We start from the raw sequence: 21,770 nt of genomic DNA, 5'->3' as shown, positions 1-21,770 counted from the left end.
CCTGCGGCCATCAGAGTGCATCACCGTAACGTCGTTTGCGCTCGTAAAGCTTACTGGCTTTAGTCTCCAGCCAAGCGAGCAATGCCGACTCTTGTGCGACGACTTGACGCAACGGAAGTTGAAAGTATCCGCACATGTAGCGCAATTTATCGCGCGAGGTCAGCCCAATGTCCAAAGCCGAGAAATACAGGGCGGCCAGATCCTTGTTGCGCCAGCGCAAGGTAATCGTCTTGCGCGTCTGGGCGCGGTGCAGATCGATCAGCGACAGCTTGAAGTCATCGGCGGTCACCGGTTTGTCGGTGTGCAACAGAAAGTGGCAGATGTAGCAATCGCGGTGGTTGACACCAGCGCGGTGCATGATGCCGGTCATGCGCGCAACTTCGGCTATTAACGCACGCTTGAGGCGCGGTGCCGGTGGCTCCTGACGCCAATGAATACTGAAATCTTCCAGGCTGACAGTAGGCGCCAGCTCCTCGGTGACGATGAACGAATGCTGTGCGGCAGGGTTATTCCCGCGCTCACCGTAGGCTACGGCGGTCATGGTTGGCACGCCGACTTCATGCAGACGGTTGATCGCCCGCCACTCCTGACCGGCACCCAGCACCGGCAACTTGGCGGTTACCAGATTTTTGGCCACTTCGCCCCAGCCAATTCCCCGATGAATCTTGACGAAATAACCGCGACCCTCGACTTCAGTACGTAAAGTGCGTCGACCTTCTAGCTCACGATAAACCTGACCGTCCAAAGCCTCGACTTCGGCGAACGCATCGCGACCATCCCAAAGTCTTTTGAACGGTTCAGCGAGAATCAGTTTCATCCGTGGTGCTCCGCCAGAATTACATCGGCCGCGTGCTGCGGCATGCTGTAAAGGTCCGCTGTATCGGCAAAGACCAAACCGTGCTGGCTCCAGGCTGCACGCGCCGAATCATCAGCCAACATGGTAGCGAGGTATTGATTGAGTTGCGCCTGTTCGAACGGGTGGGTCAGCACCCGCCCACAGTCAGCTTCGGCAATGTAATGCGCATAACCACATACAGCGCTGACCAGTACCGGCAGGCCCGCGACCAAGGCTTCGAGTAAAACAGTACCGGTGTTTTCGTTGTATGCCGGGTGAATCAATAGGTCGGCACCCATCAGGAAGCGGGGTATGTCGCTGCGCCCCTTGAGGAACTGCACCTGCTCGCTGATCCCCAACGTGGCGCTTTGCACCTGGAATACTTTGGGGTCGTCCTGACCGATTACAAACAGTCGCGTGCGCGCTTTCAGCTCAGGCGGCAATGCGGCCAACGCCTTAAGGCTGCGGTCCACGCCCTTGGTCTTGAACCCTGAACCAATTTGTACGACCAGCAAGTCGTCATCGGCAAGGCCGAACTCCTGACGGAACTCGGCACGAATCTGCGGCGCATCCGCAGGCGCTCGACGGTCCAACCCAATCCCCGGCGGCAGCAGATGAAAGCGCTCAGCAGGGGTGCCGTAGTGTTTGACGAACAACGGTTGCTGTACTTCGGAGATCATCAGCACGTCGGTTTTAGCGTCTTTGGCAAATACCGCTCGCTCGTAAGCAGCGAAGTGACGATAGCGGCCCCAGCGGCGATACAGCGAACTGCGCAGGTTTTGCGCTTTGTCTTCGAAGCAGCCATCAGCGGCGTAGTACACATCCAGCCCCGGCATTTTATTGAAGCCGATCAGACGGTCCACCGGACGCTTGAGCAGATCCGCCTCGACCCACGCGCTGAGCCTTTCGTAACGCGTGTGATTGAACAGCGCCTTGACCGGCACCATCACCACCTCAAATCCGGACGGTACTTCACCTTCCCAAGTTAGCGTGTAAACGCGAATATCATGACCGCGTTGCTGACACTCCAGGGCAATGCGCATGAAGTCGCGTTGCAGACCGCCGAACGGAAAGTATTTGTACAACACAAACGCCAATTGCATCAGTTGGGTTCCTTTGCCAGCAACAGCGAGCCCAACTGGCTCGCTACTCGCTCGGGATTCAAACGAGTGAAGCACAACGGCCACTCGCTACTTAGATCGAAACGACGCTGTTCTTCAACGGTCGGGCGATAGGTGCATTTCTTTTGCAGGCAGGGCGCGCAGGGGAAGTCGCTGGCCATGTGTACCTGGGATCTACCATAAGCACCGGTCAATACCGGGTCAGTGGGACCAAACAGTGACAGGGTCGGCACGTCCAGCGCAGCCGCCAAATGGCCGAGGCCGGTGTCCACCGCCACACATGCCTGAGCGCCAACCAACACCCGCGCGACACCCGCCAAGTTGAGTTTGGGCAGCACCACAACGTTATCGAGCCCAAGTGCGATGCGTTCTGCGCGGGCCAACTCGGCGGGATTGCCCCACGGCAGGCGCACTTGCAGCCCACGCCCGCTCATGATCTCAGCCAACTGCCGCCAGTAGAGCTCCGGCCAGTGTTTGGTGGCCCACGTGGTGCCATGTAAAAACAGCACAAACGGCTCGTCCACCGGCGCATCAATCAAGCGCGAACGATCAAGGCCGTAATCGCCGATATCGTCCGGCACCTCATAGCCCAACGCCTGGGCAAATAACAACCGCGAGCGTTGCACCGCATGCTGCTCAGGATTGACGGGGAAATGCCGATCATAGAATCGGCTCGCCAATGGTTCGCGGGCCGACAGCCGATCAAGGCCAACTACCGGCGCCTTGACGTAACGAGTAAGCCAGGCACTTTTTACCAGCCCTTGGGCGTCAATTACCAAGTCGTAACGGGTTTCGCTTAAGCGTTTCTTCAAGCCGCGCCATTCGCCGTTCCTGAAGGTTTGCCAGAGGTTTTTACGCCAGCGACGAATCGCCACCGGAATGACCTCAGCCACCGCAGGATGCCAAGACGGGATCTCGGCGAAGCTTTCTTCAACCACCCAATCGAACTGAATGCCCGGTAACGCACGAGCAGCGTCGGTCAACGCTGGCAACGCATGAATCACATCCCCCAAAGAGGAAGTCTTAATCAACAGTACCCGCAAACTACACAAAATCAGGAAACCTCGACCGGGGTGCCGCCCAAGCGACTCAGCGCCTCGACCACAGGTTTGGGTTCAAGCAGACGCAAGCAATTGTAATGACCGAAACGGCAGGTACGCTCGAAGCAAGGGCTGCACTCGATGCCCAATTGGACGATTTCGACGTGTTCAGCCAGTGGTGGCGTAAAAGCTGGCGAGGTAGAGCCGTAGACCGCCACCAATGGCCGGTTGAGCGCTGCAGCCACGTGCATCAGCCCTGAGTCGTTGGACACCACCGCGTCGGCGCAAGACATCAGATCGATGGCTTCGGCCAGCGAGGTTTCGCCGCAGAGGTTGATTGACTCTTCACGCAAACCCGGAATCAACCGTTCGCGAATACTTTCGCCGACCGGATGATCCTTCTTTGAGCCAAACAGCCACACTTGCCATCCCTCTCGAACCTTCGCCTCAGCCACTTTGGCGTAGTGCTCGGCTGACCAGCGCTTGGATTCGCCGAACTCAGCGCCGGGGCACAGCACCAACAACGGACGATCCAGGCTCAAGCCAAACTTCTGCAGTGCGACGTCGCGGGTAGCGGCATCGATTTGCAGGCTCGGGCGTGGATAAGGCCGTGGAATCTCAGCGTCAGCTTCGAAGGCCAGCGCCATAAACCGCTCAATCATCAGCGGGTAACGCTGTTTGTCCAGGGTGCGCACGTCGTTGAGCAATCCGTAGCGAAACTCGCCACGCCAACCGGTGCGCTTGGGGATGCCCGCAAAAAAGGGGACCAGCGCTGACTTCAGGGAGTTGGGCAGCAGTATCGCCTGGTCGTACTGCCCCTTCAGTGACTTGCCGATCCGGCGCCGAGTGGCTAATTCAAGTACGCCGTGGCCGAGCGGAAAGCTCAAGGCCCTACGCACTTGCGGCATGCGCTCAAGGATGGGCCGACTCCATTCGGGCGCCAGCACATCGATTTCACACTGGGGATGACGCTGCTTCAAGCATTGAAACAGTGTTTGTGCCATCACCATGTCGCCGACCCAGCTTGGCCCTACGATCAGAATTCTCATGCTTAATCCAAAAACCATCAGAAACGATCAGGGAGGCTTATCAGGTTGCGGAGCGGTTCCACACAACCTGACGCCTCCCTGTCATAGCTATAAAGGCATACCACCCTTGGCACGCCGGATAAGACTGTTAACTCAAACCCAACCCCGCCCAGATCCGCAGCACTTCGCGCCTTTCGGCATGAAACTGATCACCACTGACCACCCCGGCTTGCTTCTGCAAAGCCTGACGGTGCGCGGCTGCACGATAGACTTTATAAGCCTCCCGCAACAGATCTGCATCTGCGCTCGGGATTAGACTTGCGTGTTCCAGCCCTTCGAGTATGCGGATGTTGTCGGTGTAGCGCAGCAGCTCCGGGTGCTCCCAGGACCATGCCAAGGCGGCGTATTGCACCATAAATTCGATATCGACGATACCTCCGGCATCCTGCTTGAGATCGAACGGTGCCGTGGCTTCAAAGGCGTTGGCGGCGGTTCCGGCCACGGTAGCCTTGCTGCCGAGGGTGCCGCGCATCTTGGCGCGCATCTCACTGACGTCGGTCCGTAAGGCCGTTAAATCACGTTCACGACTCAGCACCGCTGCGCGCACTGCCTCAAACGCCGAGCCGACCTCATGACTCCCAACCAATACGCGCGCACGAACCAGCGCCTGATGTTCCCAGGTCCAGGCTTCGCTTTGTTGATAGCGATCGAACGCGCCCAATGAACTGACCAGCAATCCAGATGCGCCCGAGGGTCGCAGGCGCATATCAACCTCGTACAACTGGCCAGAATTAGTTTGGGCGGTCAGCAAATGAATAATTCGCTGACCCAGTCGGGTGAAGAACTGCGCGCTGTCGATGGGTTTGGCGCCATCGGTTTCCGCGTGGGGATCACCGTCATGGATGAACACTAGATCCAGGTCCGAGCCGTGACCCAATTCGATACCGCCGACCTTCCCATAGCCTACGATGATAAAGCCCGGATCACACAACGTGCCATCAGAATGCTTAGGTGTACCGTGTTTAGCCACGGTGTGTCGCCAAGCCAGCGCCAGTACTTGTTCAAGAATCGCTTCCGCCAGCCAGGTCAGGTAGTCGCTGACTTTCATCAATGGCAGATTACCGCTGATCTCCGAGGCCGCCACCCGCAAGCTGTGCGCCAGCTTAAAATGGCGCAGGGCTTCCATTTGCTGTTCCAGGTCGTCCTCAGGAATACGCGTCAGCCGTTCGCGTAACTCAGCGCCCAGCTCCGGGGCCAAAGGCGGGCTAAACAGACGGTCCTCGTTGAGCAGCTCATCGAGCAATAGTGGAAAACGCGCGATTTGCTCGGCGATCCACGGACTGGCCGCACATAGCGTCAACAGGCGCCGCAAAGCTCTCGGATTTTCAGTTAGCAACACCAGATACGCCGAACGTCGAGCAACAGCTTCGACCAGCGGCAGCACGCGCTCCAGCACCAAGTCCGGATCACTGTGCTCAACCGTTTGGGCCAGCAGCCTCGGAATAAACGCATCAAGACGCTCGCGACCCAGGCGTTGCATGGCACGCAGTTGCGGGCTATTGCGCAATCCCGACAGACGTTTCAACGCATTAGCGGCGTCAGCAAAACCGCCATCTTCCAGCTGCCGACAGGCTGCGCCTTCATCCTGAGAATCTTCCCATAACGGCAACCACTCTGTGCCCAACACTACTACCCGGCCTTCATCGCCGTCCTCCTCATCCGGGTCGGCGATGACCTGACGGAAATGCCACGCCACTCGGCCGCGCCAATACATTAGTCGCTCGAGAAAACTTGCCCAGTCGGCAAAGCCCAGCATGAAAGCCATACGCGCTTGATCAACTTCGCCATCGGGCAGCATCTGGGTCTGACGATCAGCGATTGCCTGGATTGCGTGCTCGGTGTACCGCAAGAACTCATAAGCTTGGCGCAACTCACCGACCACCGCCGGCGGCAAGTAACCTTGGCCTTCCAAGGTATTGAGCACTTTTAACAAAGGTCGTTGCTGCAAGCTGAGGTCGCGACCACCATGGATTAGTTGGAACGCCTGGGCGATAAATTCGACTTCTCGAATACCGCCAGAGCCCAGTTTTATGTTGTCGGCCATACCTTTACGGCGGACTTCCTGATGAATCAGCTGCTTCATCGTGCGCAGCGCTTCGATGGCTGAAAAGTCCAAATAACGCCGATATACAAAGGGCCGTAGCAGGTCGATCAACAGGGCACCGGCCTGTTGATCTCCGCCTACCACTCGCGCCTTGATCATGGCGTAGCGCTCCCAGTCACGACCCTGGTCCTGGTAATACTGCTCTAGCGCATTGAAGCTAAGCACCAGCGCGCCGGATGAACCGTAAGGCCGCAGACGCATGTCAACGCGGAACACAAAGCCGTCCACCGTGATCGGATCTAGGGCTTTGATTAGCCGTTGACCCAACCGGATAAAAAATTCCTGGTTGTCGATAGACCGCTTGACCCCTTGGGTTTCGCCACCTTCGGGGTAGCCGAAGATCAGGTCTATGTCGGACGACAGGTTGAGCTCCACCGCGCCTAGCTTGCCCATTCCGAGGATCACCATCTGTTGCGGCTCCCCGCTGCGACGACCCATCGGCGTACCGAACTGCTGACAATGACGCAGGTACAACCACTGATAAGCCAAATCGATGCAGGCATCCGCCATGTCTGACAGGTCACGGCAGGTTTCTATAAGGTCGGCCTGGCGGCTCAGGTCACGCCAGACAATGCGAATTTGGTGGCGGGTGCGCTGTCTGCGCAGTAGGCGGCCCAAGTCGTCTTCGGTTTCGGCGGTCTGCACGGCGGCGGCTATTTGCTCGCGTAACTCCCCTGCCCAAAAACTGCGATCCAGTTGCCCGGAGTCCATCAAGTCCAAAAACATTGAGGTGTCGCGAGACATTTGCTCGGCCACAAAATCGCTGGCCGCGCACACCCGTTCGAACGTTACACGGCGGGAGTCGGGCCATGCATCAAGTTGAGCCAGGGCGGCATCCGATAAAGCGGTGGCATTAGTGCGTAAAGTCAGTTGCGCACGACCGACAAACGGAAGGAGGATGGCCGGCAGTTCGGCCAGCAAAGGGAGACTCATGGGCTATCCTTGGTCGGCGTGGGGAGGGACCGCCGCAGTGGCAGGAACAAATGCATAACTGACAGAATCGTCGAACAAAAGTTAGAAATAGCTAAAAACCAGAATTTATTGGCAGCTAACATCAACTTTTAACCTGTTACAGTTCACTTCGCACTCACATTATCGATTTACATCACAACACAATAGGAGCTGCACTTACGCTCTTCTGTAGTTTTACTACTAGGAGACAAAGTCGAAAGGCTGAAATGGCCGACGATTTGTAGTAAAACTACACAACGCCGGTACAACCTCCGGTCATCCAAGAATTTTATGTCGTCTGCCCACAAGGCCAGTCGCTAACTCAGGCAACCGATTCTGGAAGCCTTTCCGCCCTGGAGCAAGCCATGCAAGACCTCGATCCCGTCGAAACCCAGGAATGGTTGGACGCCCTGGAATCGGTTCTCGACAAAGAAGGCGAAGACCGCGCCCACTATTTGATGACCCGTATGGGCGAGCTTGCCACCAGAAGTGGCTCACAGCTGCCTTACGCCATCACCACGCCATATCGCAACACGATTCCCGTTACCCACGAAGCACGCATGCCTGGCGACCTGTTCATGGAACGCCGCATTCGCTCGTTGGTGCGATGGAACGCTTTGGCCATGGTGGTCAAAACCAACATGAACGACCCCGATCTGGGCGGCCATATTTCCAGCTTCGCCTCAAGCGCAACCCTGTATGACATCGGTTTCAACTATTTTTTCCAGGCTCCGACCGATGAACACGGCGGCGACCTGATCTACTTCCAGGGTCACGCATCACCAGGCGTTTACGCCCGTGCATTCATGGAAGGCAGGATTACCGAAGACCAAATGAACAACTTCCGTCAGGAAGTTGATGGCAAAGGCCTGTCGTCATACCCGCATCCGTGGCTGATGAAGGATTTCTGGCAGTTCCCGACCGTCTCCATGGGCCTGGGCCCGATTCAGGCGATCTACCAGGCACGCTTCATGAAGTACCTGGAACATCGCGGCTACATCCCTGAAGGCAAGCAAAAAGTCTGGTGCTTCCTCGGAGATGGCGAGACTGACGAACCAGAATCGCTGGGCGCAATCTCTTTGGCCGGTCGTGAAAAACTCGACAACCTGATTTTCGTCGTCAACTGCAACCTGCAGCGTCTTGACGGTCCGGTTCGCGGCAACGGCAAGATCATCCAGGAACTCGAAGGCGTGTTCCGTGGCGCTCAATGGAACGTGACTAAAGTCGTTTGGGGCCGTTTCTGGGACCCACTGCTGGCTAAAGATACCGACGGTATCCTGCAACGCCGGATGGATGAAGTCATCGACGGCGAATACCAGAATTACAAAGCCAAAGACGGCGCATTCGTTCGCGAACACTTCTTCAACTCGCCTGAACTCAAGGCGATGGTTGCTGATTTGTCCGACGACGAAATCTGGAAGCTCAACCGCGGTGGTCATGACCCGTACAAGATGTATGCGGCCTACCACCAGGCAGTCAACCACAAGGGTCAACCGACCGTGGTATTGGCCAAGACCATCAAAGGTTATGGCACTGGCGCCGGCGAAGCGAAAAACACCGCGCACAACACCAAGAAAGTTGACGTCGACAGCCTGAAAAGCTTTCGCGACCGTTTCGACATTCCGATCAAAGATGATCAATTGGATACCCTGCCGTTCTTCAAACCAGAACCAGACAGCGCCGAAGCCCGTTACTTGAGCGAGCGCCGCACTGCACTCGGTGGTTTCGTCCCTCAGCGCCGCGCCAAGAGCTTCAGCTTGCCGACGCCGCCGCTGGAAAGCCTTAAAGCACTGCTTGACGGTACTGGCGACCGCGAAATCTCCACCACCATGGCCTTCGTGCGGATTCTGTCGCAATTGGTCAAGGACAAGGAAGTCGGCCAGCGTATCGTGCCGATTATCCCGGATGAAGCCCGTACTTTCGGTATGGAAGGCATGTTCCGTCAGTTGGGCATCTACTCGTCCGTCGGCCAGCTCTACGAGCCAGTCGATAAAGAACAAGTGATGTTCTACCGCGAAGACAAGAAAGGTCAGATTCTCGAAGAAGGCATCAACGAAGCAGGCGCTATGTCCTCCTTCATTGCTGCCGGTACCTCGTACAGCAGCCACAACCAACCGATGATTCCGTTTTACATCTTCTATTCGATGTTCGGTTTCCAACGGATCGGTGACTTGGCTTGGGCCGCTGGCGACAGCCGCACCCGTGGCTTCCTGGTTGGCGGCACGGCCGGTCGAACCACGCTCAACGGTGAAGGTCTGCAGCACGAAGACGGTCACAGCCACATTCTGGCCTCGACCATCCCGAACTGCCGCACATTCGACCCGACTTACGGCTATGAACTGGCGGTGATCATCCGTGAAGGCATGCGCCTGATGTTCGAAGAGCAGCAGGACGTTTTCTACTACCTGACCGTGATGAACGAGTCCTACGCGCACCCGGCCATGCCGGCGGGTTCCGAGGCAGGCATCATCAAGGGTATGTACTTGCTTGAGGAGGACACCAAGGAAGCGGCGCACCACGTCCAACTCATGGGCTCGGGCACTATCCTGCGTGAAGTACGCGAAGCGGCGAAGATTCTGCGCGAGCAGTTCAACGTCGGTGCAGATGTCTGGAGCGTCACTAGCTTCAACGAACTGCGTCGCGACGGTCTTGCCGTTGAACGCAGTAACCGTCTGCACCCAGGTCAGAAACCTGTCCTGAGCTACGTGGAAGAATGCCTCACTGGCCGTAAGGGTCCGGTGATTGCATCGACCGACTATATGAAACTGTTCGCTGACCAGATTCGTCAGTGGGTACCGACCAAAGAATACAAAGTCCTGGGCACTGACGGTTTCGGCCGCAGTGATAGCCGCAAGAAGCTGCGTAACTTCTTTGAAGTTGACCGCCACTTCGTGGTGCTGGCGGCTTTGGAAGCCTTGGCTGATCGCGGCGACATCGAACCTAAAGTAGTGGCTGAAGCCATTGCCAAGTTCGGCATCGATCCTGAAAAACGTAACCCACTGGACTGTTAAGAGTCTGTCTCAAGATCGCAAAGGGCGCTGACAAGAAGCGCGGAACAGCTGAGGATGCGGAATTTACCCACGTAAATGAGCGTCCGACGCTGTGTTCGTCGCAACCAACACAGTGCAGTCGAGAGTGAACAGGTTCTCCGAAGGAGAGACATTGTGAGTGAGCTAATTCGAGTACCCGACATCGGCAACGGTGAAGGCGAAGTCATTGAGTTAATGGTCAAGGTCGGCGATCGCATCGAAGCCGAACAGAGCATTCTTACGCTGGAATCGGACAAGGCGAGCATGGAAATCCCTGCGCCTAAAGCCGGTGTCATCAAAAGTATGAAAGTGAAACTGGGCGACCGCCTTAAAGAAGGCGACGAACTGTTTGAGCTGGAAGTAGAAGGTGACGCAGCTGCGCCTGCCGCCGAAGCAGCTGCCGCCGCACCCGCTGCGGCCGCGGCTCCAGAAAAAGCAGCGCCCGCTCCAGCTGCGGCTGAACCGGCAGCTGCTCCTGCGGCTGCGGCTGCGGCTGCGGCCAGCGAAACCATTCAGGACATCCACGTTCCTGATATTGGGTCATCCGCCAAAGCCAAAATCATCGAAGTAATGGTTAAGGTCGGCGACACCATCGTGGCGGATCAATCACTGATCACCCTCGAATCTGACAAGGCCAGTATGGAAATCCCTTCGCCGTCCGCCGGCGTAGTGGAAAGCATCATTATCAAGCTGGACGATGAAGTCGGTACCGGTGACCTGATCCTGAAGTTGAAAGTGGCCGGCGCAGCTGCACCCTCCGCACCGGCTCAAGCCGCAACACCAGCAGCTCCAGCGAAGGCTGACGCGGCGCCTGCGTCAGTAGCAAAAACGGAAGAAGCACCTGCCTCTCAAGCGCCTGCACCCGCACCTGCTAAAGACGGGGCCAAGACTCACGCGGGACCGGCTGTGCGCCAATTGGCCCGTGAATTGGGCGTAGAGCTGGGCGCTGTCGGAGCAACGGGCCCACACGGTCGCGTGCTCAAGGAGGACGTGCAAGTTTACGTCCAGGCCATGATGCAGAAAGCTAAGGCTGCACCCGCTGCCGGTGCTACCGGCGGCGCAGGTATTCCGCCGATTCCGGTGGTTGATTTCAGCCGTTATGGCGAAACCGAAGAAGTGCCGATGACGCGCCTGATGCAACTGGGTGCTGCCAGCCTGCATCGCAGCTGGTTGAATATTCCGCACGTGACTCAGTTCGATCAGGCTGATATCACAGAGCTTGAAGCGTTCCGTATCGCGCAAAAATCCGTTGCAGAAAAGGCCGGTGTCAAGCTGACCGTATTGCCACTGCTGCTCAAGGCCAGTGCCTTCCTGCTTAAGGAACTACCGGACTTCAACAGCTCGTTGGCGCCAAGCGGCAAGGCCATCATCCGCAAGAAATACGTGAACATCGGCTTTGCCGTGGACACACCGGAAGGTTTGCTTGTCCCGGTCATCAAGAACGTCGATCAGAAAAGCTTGCTGCAACTGGCGGCTGAAGCCGCTGAACTGGCCGAAAAAGCCCGTTCAAAGAAGCTGTCTGCTGACGACATGCAAGGCGCTTGTTTCACGATCTCAAGCCTTGGGCACATTGGCGGTACCGGGTTCACGCCAATCGTCAACGCACCAGAAGTGGCGATCCTTGGCGTATCAAAAGCTACCATCCAACCCGTATGGGATGGCAAAGTCTTCCAGCCGAAACTGATGCTGCCGCTGTCATTGTCCTACGATCACCGTGTTATCAACGGCGCTGCTGCTGCACGCTTCACCAAACGCTTGAGCGAGCTGCTAGCGGACATCCGAACGATGCTGCTGTAACAAACGGTGCAAAAACCTGTAGAAGCCAACTTACTGGTGGGAGGATTGATGCGGTTTTCTTGAAAACTCGCCTCACCAACAAGTTGGTTCCGACAGGCACTATTTCCGAGCTGCCACGCTCGTACCTCAACCCCGCCAACTTGGCGGGGCTTTTTTTGCCTAAAAAGAAGCGCTAAACAGTATTACGTCAGATCTCGTGCACTAAACCGATAGATTTATAGCACTAAGCCACCGCGCTCACTTGTCAGCCAGAGCTGCATGATGCAACCTTGCGGCACGCGACATAAAAGAGGGCTTTAGCCCGTGCGCGATCAGCATTCTGAAAGCGAGCCCTTGATGAAAAGCCAACCCGATGCCGTCGGTCGAACCGCGGCCGAGGTAGTGACGCAATTACCGGTGCCTTCTCGGCTCGGTATGTTGCGTTTCGAACGGCTGAACGAAGCTAACTGGGCGCTGCTGTACCTTGATCCCAATTGCGAAAAACAGTTCGGCTTGCCCGCAGTAGAGCTGTGTGCGCTGGTTGGCTCGCCGTATGCAAACCTGATGGAGCCGCAAGCGCGCCATCAGATGCACGAAGCCGTACAAGCACAATTGAAAGACAGCCCGTTCTATCTGATTCGCTACACACTGCACACTGCAAAAGGCGAGATAAGCCTGCTAGAGGTTGGTGAAGGATACCGACAACACAACCGCGACTTGCTGCGCGGTTACTTGATGGTGGTGCAAGGACTATTCGACAACAACGATCCGAGCGCCGCCCAAGATCTGGACACTCAAAACAACCGTTTGCACATCGCGCTTGAACTTAACCAGCGCGCTCAGCATGAACAGTTGCAGCACCTGGAGCGGGTACGCGCCCAGCAAAGCCTGATTCTACGGCTGGCCCGTCATCGCTACAGCACACATGACTCAGTACAAGAAGCAGCCAAGTTGATCACCCAAAGCGCCTGCGAGATATACGATATCTCGTGTGCAAGTATCTGGAATCTCAGCGGCAGTCATTTGGAGCCCATCGCGGCGTACCACCTCGACACTGGTGATTTCGTACAGCCCAAAGCGATTGATCTTGCCCATTTCCCGAATTACCTCGAAGCGCTGCACACCAGTCGAGCCATTGATGCCAACGATGTCATGCACGATCCGCGCACAAGCGAATTAGCCGACAAACTGAGGCCCAGAGACATCAATGCAATACTTGACGCAAGCATCCGCATTGATGGCTTGGTGGTTGGCGTACTGTGCCTTGAACAGATCGGCATAGCGCGCCCGTGGCAATCCGATGAAATTGCATTCGCTGGCGAGCTGGCTGACCAGTTTGCCCAAGTCATCAACAACCACAACCGACGCACCGCTACCAGCGCCCTGCACCTGTTTCAGCGTGCCGTGGAGCAAAGTGCCAACGCGTTTTTGCTGGTCAACTGCAACGGTGTGGTCGAGTACGTCAACCCTAGCTTCACCGCGATCACTCAATACACCACTGAAGAAGTACATGGTCACCGACTGTCCGAGCTTCCGGCGTTAGAAAATCTCAATGAACTGCTGATCGACGCCAACTCCAGCCTCGACAAAAGCAACAGCTGGCAGGGTGAGTTCAAGAGCCGCCGAAAAAATCTCGAACCTTACTGGGGTCAGCTTTCAATTTCCAAGGTGTATGGCGACGACCGAGAGTTGACCCACTACATCGGCATCTACGAAGACATTACTCAAACCAAGGCGGCACAACAGCGCATTGAACGCTTGGCGTACACCGACAATCTCACCAGCCTGGGTAACCGGCCGGCGTTCATCCGCAACCTTGATGAGCGTTTTGCCAGAGACAGCGACACGCCGATCAGCCTCTTGCTGGTGGACATCGACAACTTCAAGCGCATTAATGACAGCCTTGGCCACCAGACCGGCGATAAATTGCTGATCAGTCTTGCCCGGCGCCTGCGCAATAGCCTGAGCCCCCGTGGCAGCCTTGCGCGTTTCGCCAGCAATGAATTCGCCGTGCTGCTAGATGACACTGATGTCGAGGCCGGTATACAAATCGCTGTCCAGGTACTAAAGACCCTGGACAAACCAATGTTCGTCGACAACCAATTGATCAGCGTCACCGGCTCCGTAGGCTTGGCCAGTGCGCCGATTCACGGGCGCGATCCACAAACATTGATGAAGAACGCCGGCTTGGCGCTGCACAAAGCCAAAGCAAACGGCAAGCATCAGGTGCAGGTCTTTACCGAAGCACTGGACGCAGAAGCCAGCTATAAGCTGTTCGTCGAAAACAACCTGCGTCGTGCACTGACTCAGAATGAACTGGAAGTTTTCTACCAGCCCAAACTGTGCCTGCGCAGCGGCCGCTTGCTAGGAATGGAAGCGCTGTTACGCTGGAATCATCCGGAAAAAGGCATGATCCGCCCGGACCAGTTCATCAGCGTTGCGGAGGAAACCGGGTTGATTATCCCTATCGGGAAATGGGTTGCGCGCCAAGCTTGCCGCATGAGCAAAGAGCTGACTGCCGCAGGGCTGCACCACCTGCACGTAGCAATCAACGTCTCACCCAAACAGTTTTCTGATCCAGACTTAGTGACTTCGATTGCCAACATCCTCAAGGAAGAACGCTTGGCTGCAACCATGCTTGAGCTTGAGCTTACCGAGGGGCTGCTGCTGGAAGCGACCGATGACACTCGCCAACAACTCGACTTTTTGAAACAGCTGGGCCTGAGTCTTGCCATGGATGATTTTGGCACTGGTTATTCATCACTGAGCTATTTGAAAAAATTTCCGATTGATGTGATCAAGATTGATCGCAGTTTCATCCGTGACATACCCGATAACCAAGACGATATGGAGATCACATCCGCGGTGATCGCCATGGCTCACAACCTTAAACTCAAAGTGGTCGCCGAAGGGATCGAAACCGTTGAACAACTGAGATTCCTGCGCCGACACCGATGTGACGTCGGCCAAGGCTATTTGTTCGACCGCCCCATTCCAGGCAGTGATCTAATCGAAAAGCTCCGACGTTACCCTCGCGGCCCACTGGTTGATCTCCAGTCCTGCTGATACCGCTGCCGCTCTGAATACTACGTTCGTCCTGATTCCTCCTTCTCCCCTTCCCTCATAGCTGAACTGTCGGGCAAACTGTCGGTCTTTCATCTATCACCCCCATTAAGACGTCATCGACCATCCCCATTCTGTTACCTCGCGCTGACAAGAGGACATGAATCATGGCTTTGCGCTCGGAGATACTTGTGAACAAAAACGTACTGCCTACCTCCGAACAAGCACTACCGGGTCGCGAAACTCCTATGAGCGTTCCGGAAAAACATTTCGTCAACGGCAATCCGCTGCTGGGTCCATTCCCTGGCAGTGTTGATTTTGCGATCTTTGGTCTGGGCTGCTTTTGGGGCGCCGAACGTCGGCTATGGCAGCAACCCGGCGTCTATAGCACTTCAGTGGGTTACGCCGGCGGTATTACGCCGAATCCAACGTATGAAGAAACATGCTCCGGCCTGACCGGCCATAGCGAAGTGGTGCTGGTGGTTTATGACACCGAACAAACGACGTACGAAGCGTTGTTGAAAGTTTTCTGGGAAGCCCACAACCCAACTCAGGGTATGCGCCAAGGCAACGACATCGGCACGCAATACCGTTCGGTTATCTACTGCACAAAAGAGTCACAGCTGGAAGCAGCGATAGCCAGCAAAGAAACGTTTCAAGCTGAATTAGATAAAGCAGGCTTGGGCAAAATCACCACTGAAATCGAAGAAGCGCCGACGTTCTACTACGCAGAAGCCTATCACCAGCAATACCTGGCCAAGAACCCGGCGGGTTATTGCGGGCTGGGTGGGACCGGGGTTTGTTTGCCGGCGTGAGAGCCAGGGGCGCCCAATAACCCGCATTTTTTCGGCAAGCCGGCTCCCACAGGTTTTGCCCTGCACACATCGATGGGAGCAGCAAGCCTGCGAAAGGGCCGATCAAGCACCAACGATTTGTCTGGTTACGCGCTACTCCGCAATCAACCAATCCATCTGCCAACCACCTTGGGTTTGCCCCAAGGTCTGGGCCAGCCATGGCATTAACTCGAGCAGCTCTTCCTCCAATCCCCATGGCGGATTAGCGATAACCAAACCCGAACCGTTCAAACTCTGCGGCGTGTTCAACGGATGCACGAACAACTCGACACGCAACAGCTTCGGCGCGCCCGTCTCGGCCAAATCCTGATAGAAACGACGCAGCAGACGCGTGTCTTTAATTGGGTACCATATGGCCGCCACCGTCTGACGCATACGACCGATGGTTTCTTTTAAGGCCACCGTGCAGCGTTTCATCTCATCCAATTGCTCGAACGGCGGGTCAATCAGCAGCAGTCCACGCTTTTCCGCCACTGGCAGCAGCGCACGCGGCACGTGCCAGCCTTCGCCTAAGTGCACGGCAACACGTCGATCACCACGCATGTTCTCTTTGAGCAAGCGACCGTCTTGCGGATGCTTCTCGTTTAGCAGGATGCGCTCGCGCTCACGGGTCAGGCGGCGGGCGATTTCCGGAGAACCCGGGTAATAGCGCAATTCGCCATCCGGGTTCATGTCGTGCAGCACTTGCATGTAATCGGCAGTGAGCGCCGGGAGGTCCGAGGCGCCCCACAAACGACCAACACCTTCAAGCCATTCACCCGTGCGGCTGGCCTGATCGCCCTTAAGATCATACAGACCAATCCCGGCGTGGCTGTCGATGTAAGCGAACGGTTGCTCTTTGCGCGCCATAAGGGCGATCAAGCGAGTCAGAGTCAAGTGTTTGAACACATCGGCGTGGTTGCCAGCGTGGAAAGCGTGACGGTAATTCATGGCGGCTCCTGGAAGGCCGCAAAGTCTACATGAATTTGCCTCAGGCAAAAAAACGCAAAGGCAGCGAGTTAACTGAAAACGACCTGTTTATAGGTATACCGGCCATTGCACTCACTGGGCCTTGCCGCCGAGCAAGAGCAGAACCAGAATCGACCCATACCGAATAAAGGAGCAGATCACATGATGCATGCGGATTTAATTGACCAAGAAGACCTGCTCGGCCAACTCAGGGCATTGGGCTTCGATATGCCCCCTGGCGCCACCGCTGAACAAGCGTGCGCCCAAGCGGTGTGCGGCCTAACAGAGGCCCGCGCCACGGCATTACGCCGAATGATCGAGCAAATGCTGACAGGCAGCGCAATGATTTTACCGGCCGTGCGCCAGGCGATTGATCAGCAGTTATTACCGGCGTTGGCGGTCTATAAACAGAGCCGAGGGTAAACGCATTGGCAAACCTGTGGAACCGAATTCATTCGGGAAAGGGCCGTATTTGACACACCCCCTTCCCGAATGAATTCGGTCCCACAGTGTGAGTTTGTCGTTACATCAACTACAACCTCACACTCGCAAAGGTAGATTCATTCCGCGCCTGGCTCAGCGCTGATAGAGGGCCAGACAAAGGTGTCAGCAGCAGTGATTGTGGAATAGGCATCATCGCCACTTGCTGTGCGGTATTTGAACCTACGCGCTCGTCGCGTGGTGGAATCCCGAAGTATTCGCGATAGCACTTGGAGAAGTGTGGGGTGGATACAAAACCGCAGACCGAAGCCACTTCGATGATTGACATCGGCGTTTGCTTGAGTAGTTGCCGGGCACGGATTAAGCGCAGCTTGAGGTAATAACGCGACGGCGAGCAGTGCAGGTATTTCTGGAACAGTCGCTCCAACTGACGACGGGACACCGCGACGTACACCGCCAGCTCGTCCAAATCAATCGGTTCTTCGAGGTTAGCCTCCATCAACGCGACGATTTCCTGAAGCTTGGGCTGATTGGTGCCGAGCATGTGCTTGAGCGGCACACGCTGGTGATCCTGCTCGTTGCGAATACGCTCGTAGACAAACATCTCGGAGATCGCTGCCGATAACTCGCGACCGTGATCACGACTGATTAAGTGCAGCATCATGTCCAGCGGTGCGGTGCCGCCCGAACTGGTAAAGCGAGTTCGGTCGAGGGTGAACAAACGAGTGCTCATGGAAACGCGCGGGAAAGCTTCCTGCATCGACGCCAAGCATTCCCAATGCACGCTGCAATCAAAACCATCCAGCAGACCCGCGCATGCCAACGCCCAACTGCCAGTGCAAACCGCGCCTAGACGACGGGATTGGCGTGCCTGGCTCTGCAACCAGCTCACGTGTTCGCGGGTTACCGTGCGCTGAATGCCCACACCGCCGCAGACAATCACGATATCGAGGACTGGCGCTTTATGCATAGAAGCATCGGGGGTGATTTGCAAACCATCACTAGCCCAGACTTGGCCACCATCCGCACTCAGAGTGGACCAGCGATATAGCTCGCGACCAGACAGCTGATTGGCCATTCTCAGCGGCTCTACGGCTGAAGCCAGCGAGATCAGCGTGAAGTTGTCCAACAGCAAAAAGCCGATGGATTGAGGCGTGCGGTTCTGGTTCTGGGACTGAGCACCAGAGTTGAACGAAGTCATCGCGGTATCTCCTCACACTAGGCGGTTAATGGCCTCAGGAAGAGGCTCTTGTTATTTCCCCCATTCGTGGAGGGTTTTGGATATCACAACGCAATTGCCATGCCTAAGTTGAATGGGCATTCAATAAAACCTGAAAACGACGTCGTGATGTGTCTATATAAGGAGGTTTACCACCACAGGCTATAAGGCGACAAACGCCGCGTAAAGCAAGGGTTTAGGGAGGTTGAGCAGTTCGGTATCACATGTGTGAAGCGCGTACCGGGTCTGACTAAAAGAGTGTCACTGCGGTGCACGAACAGACTGGCGGTCAGCGTTTGAGGTATTGCGCGCCAAAAGGTGGCGCTGGCTTCAGCAAATGATCGATAACCGGGCAGCCGTGTTTTAAACAACTCCTAATCGCGAATGAATAGGTTCCCACAGAGAAATCAGCTGTGGGAACCCATTCATTCACAAAGGCATCAGTAAGGGCTCAACACTCAACCGCACTTACCGCCAAACCTCCGCGCGAGGTCTCTTTGTACTTGTCGTGCATGTCAGCACCAGTGTCGCGCATGGTACGAATCACCCGGTCCAGCGAGATGAAATGCTGACCGTCGCCGCGCAATGCCATCTGCGCGGCGTTGATTGCTTTCACGGCGGCAATTGCATTGCGTTCAATACACGGTACTTGGACCAGACCGCCGACCGGATCGCAGGTCAGGCCCAAGTTATGCTCAAGACCGATTTCCGCCGCGTTGCACAATTGCTCCGGTGTTGCGCCCAAAATATCCGCGAGCCCCGCTGCGGCCATGGCACAGGCGGAACCGACTTCGCCCTGACAACCGACTTCAGCCCCTGAAATCGAGGCGTTTTTTTTGCACAGAATGCCAATGGCTGCCGCCGCTAGAAGGTAGTCGACCACATTGGCCTCGCTAACTTCGTCGCTGAACTTGACGAAATAATGCAGGACTGCCGGGATAATCCCTGCGGCACCATTGGTCGGAGCCGTCACCATGCGGCCGCCAGCGGCGTTTTCTTCGTTGACTGCCAAGGCAAATAAATTCACCCATTCCATGGCACTAAGCGTCGAGCCGATCACGTTAGGTTTACCCAATTCTTGCAGGCTGCGGTGCAAACGTGCAGCGCGACGGCGAACGTTCAAACCGCCGGGCAAAATACCTTCGTGCTTGAGACCCTGTTCGACGCAATCCTGCATGGCTGCCCACAAACGCATCAGGCTGCTACGGATTTCTTCTTCGCTGCGCCAGACCTTTTCGTTGGCCATCATCAATTGCGAAACGCGCAAACCGTGCTGATTGCAAAGCCGAAGCAGTTCGTCCGCGCTGGAAAAGTCGTAAGGCAATACGGTGGAGTCCATGTCCAATACTCCGCTGGCGGCCTGCGCTTCATCGACGACGAAACCGCCACCGACCGAGTAATACGTGTCGCGATGCACATCGCCGCTCTCGCCCTCGGCGATCAGGGTCATGGCGTTTGGGTGAAACGGCAGGTTTTCATCGATGAGCAACATGTCGCGCTGCCACTCAAAAGGGATCGGCAGGTCGCCATTGAGCAATAGCGTTCCGGTTTCTTTCAGCGTCTTAATGCTCAAGCCGATTTGAGACGGATCAATCGAGTCTGGCCACTGGTTCATCAGCCCCATGATCACTGCGTTGTCACTGCCGTGGCCGATACCGGTAGCGGACAGGGAGCCATACAGGCGAACTTCGATGCGACGAACTTGTTCCAGCTCGTTGCGTTCACGCAACCCTTGGGTGAACAGCGCGGCGGCGCGCATCGGTCCTACGGTGTGAGAGCTGGAAGGACCGATACCGATCTTGAACAGGTCGAACACGCTGATAGCCATTATCGCAAACCCTCTGTAGTCAAGACTCCCGACGCCCAAAGCGTCCGGTGACGGAGCTGCTACGCTGAAGCTGCTATCCGCCGAGATGGGCGCATCATCGGGCTTTTGCCCAGGCGCACGTCGTCTGACACCGACTCACCCATACCCACCAACGTCGTATTGACCAGGAGTTTTCACGCAACAGGATTTCCGACCGATTTGACCACTCGAACTGCGCAGTGACCCTTGAAAAGGGTCTTTTCGCCCGCTAATAAATCTGTAAGCGACCTTGCCGACACTGGATGCGACCCACTATGTACTGGATACGACTACCCCTGTAGGCGTTTGTTTTCCCCTGTTACATGATCAGTCTCGACTCGATTGCCAGGCGCAGTGGTAGAGCTGTCGCGTGAAACGCCTCGCCATTCAGCTGTAACACGCTAAACCACATGAACAGCGTCAGTCGTTACAGGCTGATGACGAGAAGAAAATACCTAGGAGTGCATCGATGAAAGGTTCTCAAACGTTGCTGTTGGCCGCCGCACTGAGTCTCCCCCTGTTGGCGCAAGCCGCAGAACCCGCCCAGTGCGACACCGTCAACTTTTCAGATGTCGGCTGGACTGACATTACGGTTACTACCGCGACCACCAGCGTGATCCTCGACGCTCTAGGCTACAAAACCAAGACCACGATGATTTCCGTTCCAGTGACCTATAAGTCGTTGGCCGACGGTAAAAACATGGACGTGTTCCTTGGCAACTGGATGCCAACGATGGAGAACGACATCAAGGCTTACCGCGACGCAGGCACCGTGGAAACCGTTCGCGCCAACCTGGAAAACGCCAAATACACCTTGGCCGTTCCTCAAGAGCTCTACGACAAGGGTCTACATGACTTTGCCGATATCGCCAAATTCAAGAAAGAACTCGACGGCAAAATCTACGGCATCGAACCTGGCAACGACGGTAACCGCCTGATCCAGAGCATGATCGACAAAAACGCCTTCGGCCTCAAAGATGCGGGCTTCAAAGTCGTTGAATCCAGCGAAGCGGGCATGCTGTCACAGGTGGATCGCGCTCAGCGCCGCAACACTGCAGTAGTGTTCCTGGGCTGGGAACCGCATCCAATGAACACTCGTTTTAAAATGAAGTACCTGACCGGTGGGGACGACTATTTCGGCCCGAACTTCGGTCAAGCAACCATCTACACCAACACCCGCAAAGGTTATACCCAGGAATGCAGCAACGTCGGTCAGTTGCTGAAGAATCTGCAGTTCACGTTGAATATGGAAAGTTCGCTGATGGGCAATGTCTTGGACGACAAGATGAAACCCAATGTAGCGGCTACCGCTTGGCTGAAGAAAAACCCCCAGGTGCTGGATGCCTGGTTAGCCGGTGTAACCACAGTAGACGGTAAACCAGGCCTGGAGGCCGTTAAAGCCAAGCTGGCCAAGTAACTGGTATGCAGACGGGTTCGCCCGTCTGCTGTTGTAAT

The 21,770-nt window shown here is 56.0% G+C and carries 14 protein-coding genes; 6 read left to right on the top strand and 8 right to left on the bottom strand.

All coding sequences use genetic code 11. The features are described 5' to 3' along the window. Window positions 1-10: 10 nt before the first annotated feature. From rfaP to glnE, 5 genes are all read right to left on the bottom strand, one after another. Entirely contained in the window at window positions 11-817 is an 807-nt protein-coding gene (gene rfaP / locus RGW60_RS21480) for a lipopolysaccharide core heptose(I) kinase RfaP (protein ID WP_322206497.1), read from the bottom strand. Beyond that, window positions 814-1,938, bottom strand: a complete 1,125-nt coding sequence (locus RGW60_RS21475) for a glycosyltransferase family 4 protein (protein ID WP_322206496.1) — start codon at window positions 1,936-1,938, stop codon at window positions 814-816. Before RGW60_RS21475 ends, rfaP begins: the two co-directional genes overlap by 4 nt. Then, window positions 1,938-2,999 (bottom strand): lipopolysaccharide heptosyltransferase I, encoded by a 1,062-nt coding sequence (gene waaC, locus RGW60_RS21470; RefSeq protein ID WP_322206992.1) that lies wholly within the window; start codon window positions 2,997-2,999, stop codon window positions 1,938-1,940. Before waaC ends, RGW60_RS21475 begins: the two co-directional genes overlap by 1 nt. A gap of 11 nt (window positions 3,000-3,010) precedes the next feature. Next, a complete protein-coding gene (waaF, locus tag RGW60_RS21465) occupies window positions 3,011-4,045 on the bottom strand; it encodes a lipopolysaccharide heptosyltransferase II (protein WP_322206495.1) in 1,035 nt (344 codons plus the stop codon). Window positions 4,046-4,172: 127 nt separating this feature from the next. Next, window positions 4,173-7,121, bottom strand: a complete 2,949-nt coding sequence (gene glnE, locus RGW60_RS21460) for a bifunctional [glutamate--ammonia ligase]-adenylyl-L-tyrosine phosphorylase/[glutamate--ammonia-ligase] adenylyltransferase (RefSeq protein WP_322206494.1) — start codon at window positions 7,119-7,121, stop codon at window positions 4,173-4,175. Window positions 7,122-7,504: 383 nt separating this feature from the next. Between glnE and aceE the strand changes: the two genes are divergently transcribed. The 4 genes from aceE to msrA all read left to right on the top strand — a co-directional run bounded on the left by aceE (window position 7,505) and on the right by msrA (window position 15,822). Then, the gene (aceE, locus tag RGW60_RS21455; RefSeq protein WP_322206493.1) at window positions 7,505-10,150 is read left to right on the top strand and encodes a pyruvate dehydrogenase (acetyl-transferring), homodimeric type; all 2,646 of its coding nucleotides are present in this window, start codon (window positions 7,505-7,507) and stop codon (window positions 10,148-10,150) included. 153 nt (window positions 10,151-10,303) lie between these two features. Then, window positions 10,304-11,965 carry a dihydrolipoyllysine-residue acetyltransferase gene (gene aceF, locus RGW60_RS21450; RefSeq protein WP_322206491.1) on the top strand — a complete coding sequence of 554 codons (1,662 nt, stop codon included), beginning with the start codon at window positions 10,304-10,306 and terminating at the stop codon, window positions 11,963-11,965. Window positions 11,966-12,301: 336 nt separating this feature from the next. Beyond that, on the top strand, window positions 12,302-15,010 hold the full coding sequence (locus RGW60_RS21445; RefSeq protein WP_322206490.1) for a putative bifunctional diguanylate cyclase/phosphodiesterase: 2,709 nt from the start codon (window positions 12,302-12,304) through the stop codon (window positions 15,008-15,010). A gap of 164 nt (window positions 15,011-15,174) precedes the next feature. Further along, complete coding sequence (gene msrA, locus RGW60_RS21440) at window positions 15,175-15,822, top strand: peptide-methionine (S)-S-oxide reductase MsrA (RefSeq protein WP_322206489.1); 648 nt, start codon at window positions 15,175-15,177, stop codon at window positions 15,820-15,822. Between the two features lie 132 nt (window positions 15,823-15,954). Here the strand turns inward: msrA and RGW60_RS21435 are convergent, their stop codons facing one another. Then, a complete protein-coding gene (locus tag RGW60_RS21435; protein WP_322206487.1) occupies window positions 15,955-16,791 on the bottom strand; it encodes a 23S rRNA (adenine(2030)-N(6))-methyltransferase RlmJ in 837 nt (278 codons plus the stop codon). Between the two features lie 180 nt (window positions 16,792-16,971). On the opposite strand from RGW60_RS21435, the gene RGW60_RS21430 reads away from it, so the two are divergent. Next, on the top strand, window positions 16,972-17,232 hold the full coding sequence (locus RGW60_RS21430; protein ID WP_322167316.1) for a hypothetical protein: 261 nt from the start codon (window positions 16,972-16,974) through the stop codon (window positions 17,230-17,232). Between the two features lie 109 nt (window positions 17,233-17,341). Here the strand turns inward: RGW60_RS21430 and RGW60_RS21425 are convergent, their stop codons facing one another. Both RGW60_RS21425 and RGW60_RS21420 read right to left on the bottom strand, forming a co-directional pair. Then, window positions 17,342-18,451, bottom strand: a complete 1,110-nt coding sequence (locus RGW60_RS21425) for a GlxA family transcriptional regulator (protein WP_322206485.1) — start codon at window positions 18,449-18,451, stop codon at window positions 17,342-17,344. Window positions 18,452-18,920: 469 nt separating this feature from the next. Continuing rightward, window positions 18,921-20,297 carry an L-serine ammonia-lyase gene (locus RGW60_RS21420; RefSeq protein ID WP_322206482.1) on the bottom strand — a complete coding sequence of 459 codons (1,377 nt, stop codon included), beginning with the start codon at window positions 20,295-20,297 and terminating at the stop codon, window positions 18,921-18,923. Window positions 20,298-20,784: 487 nt separating this feature from the next. On the opposite strand from RGW60_RS21420, the gene RGW60_RS21415 reads away from it, so the two are divergent. Further along, a complete protein-coding gene (locus RGW60_RS21415) occupies window positions 20,785-21,732 on the top strand; it encodes a choline ABC transporter substrate-binding protein (RefSeq protein WP_322206481.1) in 948 nt (315 codons plus the stop codon). Window positions 21,733-21,770: the final 38 nt, after the last annotated feature.

Source organism: Pseudomonas sp. AB6, from assembly GCF_034314105.1.
GTDB lineage: Bacteria > Pseudomonadota > Gammaproteobacteria > Pseudomonadales > Pseudomonadaceae > Aquipseudomonas.
This window is presented reverse-complemented; position numbering and strand designations above follow the sequence as displayed.

Bases quoted from the DNA above. Each gene is read 5' to 3' on its own strand.
- glnE (WP_322206494.1), bottom strand. From the start codon at position 7,121: ATGAGTCTCCCTTTGCTGGCCGAACTGCCGGCCATCCTCCTTCCGTTT.
- RGW60_RS21435 (WP_322206487.1), bottom strand. From the start codon at position 16,791: ATGAATTACCGTCACGCTTTCCACGCTGGCAACCACGCCGATGTGTTC.
- waaF (WP_322206495.1), bottom strand. From the start codon at position 4,045: ATGAGAATTCTGATCGTAGGGCCAAGCTGGGTCGGCGACATGGTGATG.
- rfaP (WP_322206497.1), bottom strand. From the start codon at position 817: ATGAAACTGATTCTCGCTGAACCGTTCAAAAGACTTTGGGATGGTCGC.
- aceE (WP_322206493.1), top strand. From the start codon at position 7,505: ATGCAAGACCTCGATCCCGTCGAAACCCAGGAATGGTTGGACGCCCTG.
- RGW60_RS21415 (WP_322206481.1), top strand. From the start codon at position 20,785: ATGAAAGGTTCTCAAACGTTGCTGTTGGCCGCCGCACTGAGTCTCCCC.
- msrA (WP_322206489.1), top strand. From the start codon at position 15,175: ATGGCTTTGCGCTCGGAGATACTTGTGAACAAAAACGTACTGCCTACC.
- RGW60_RS21425 (WP_322206485.1), bottom strand. From the start codon at position 18,451: ATGACTTCGTTCAACTCTGGTGCTCAGTCCCAGAACCAGAACCGCACG.
- RGW60_RS21445 (WP_322206490.1), top strand. From the start codon at position 12,302: ATGAAAAGCCAACCCGATGCCGTCGGTCGAACCGCGGCCGAGGTAGTG.
- RGW60_RS21475 (WP_322206496.1), bottom strand. From the start codon at position 1,938: ATGCAATTGGCGTTTGTGTTGTACAAATACTTTCCGTTCGGCGGTCTG.
- RGW60_RS21430 (WP_322167316.1), top strand. From the start codon at position 16,972: ATGATGCATGCGGATTTAATTGACCAAGAAGACCTGCTCGGCCAACTC.
- RGW60_RS21420 (WP_322206482.1), bottom strand. From the start codon at position 20,297: ATGGCTATCAGCGTGTTCGACCTGTTCAAGATCGGTATCGGTCCTTCC.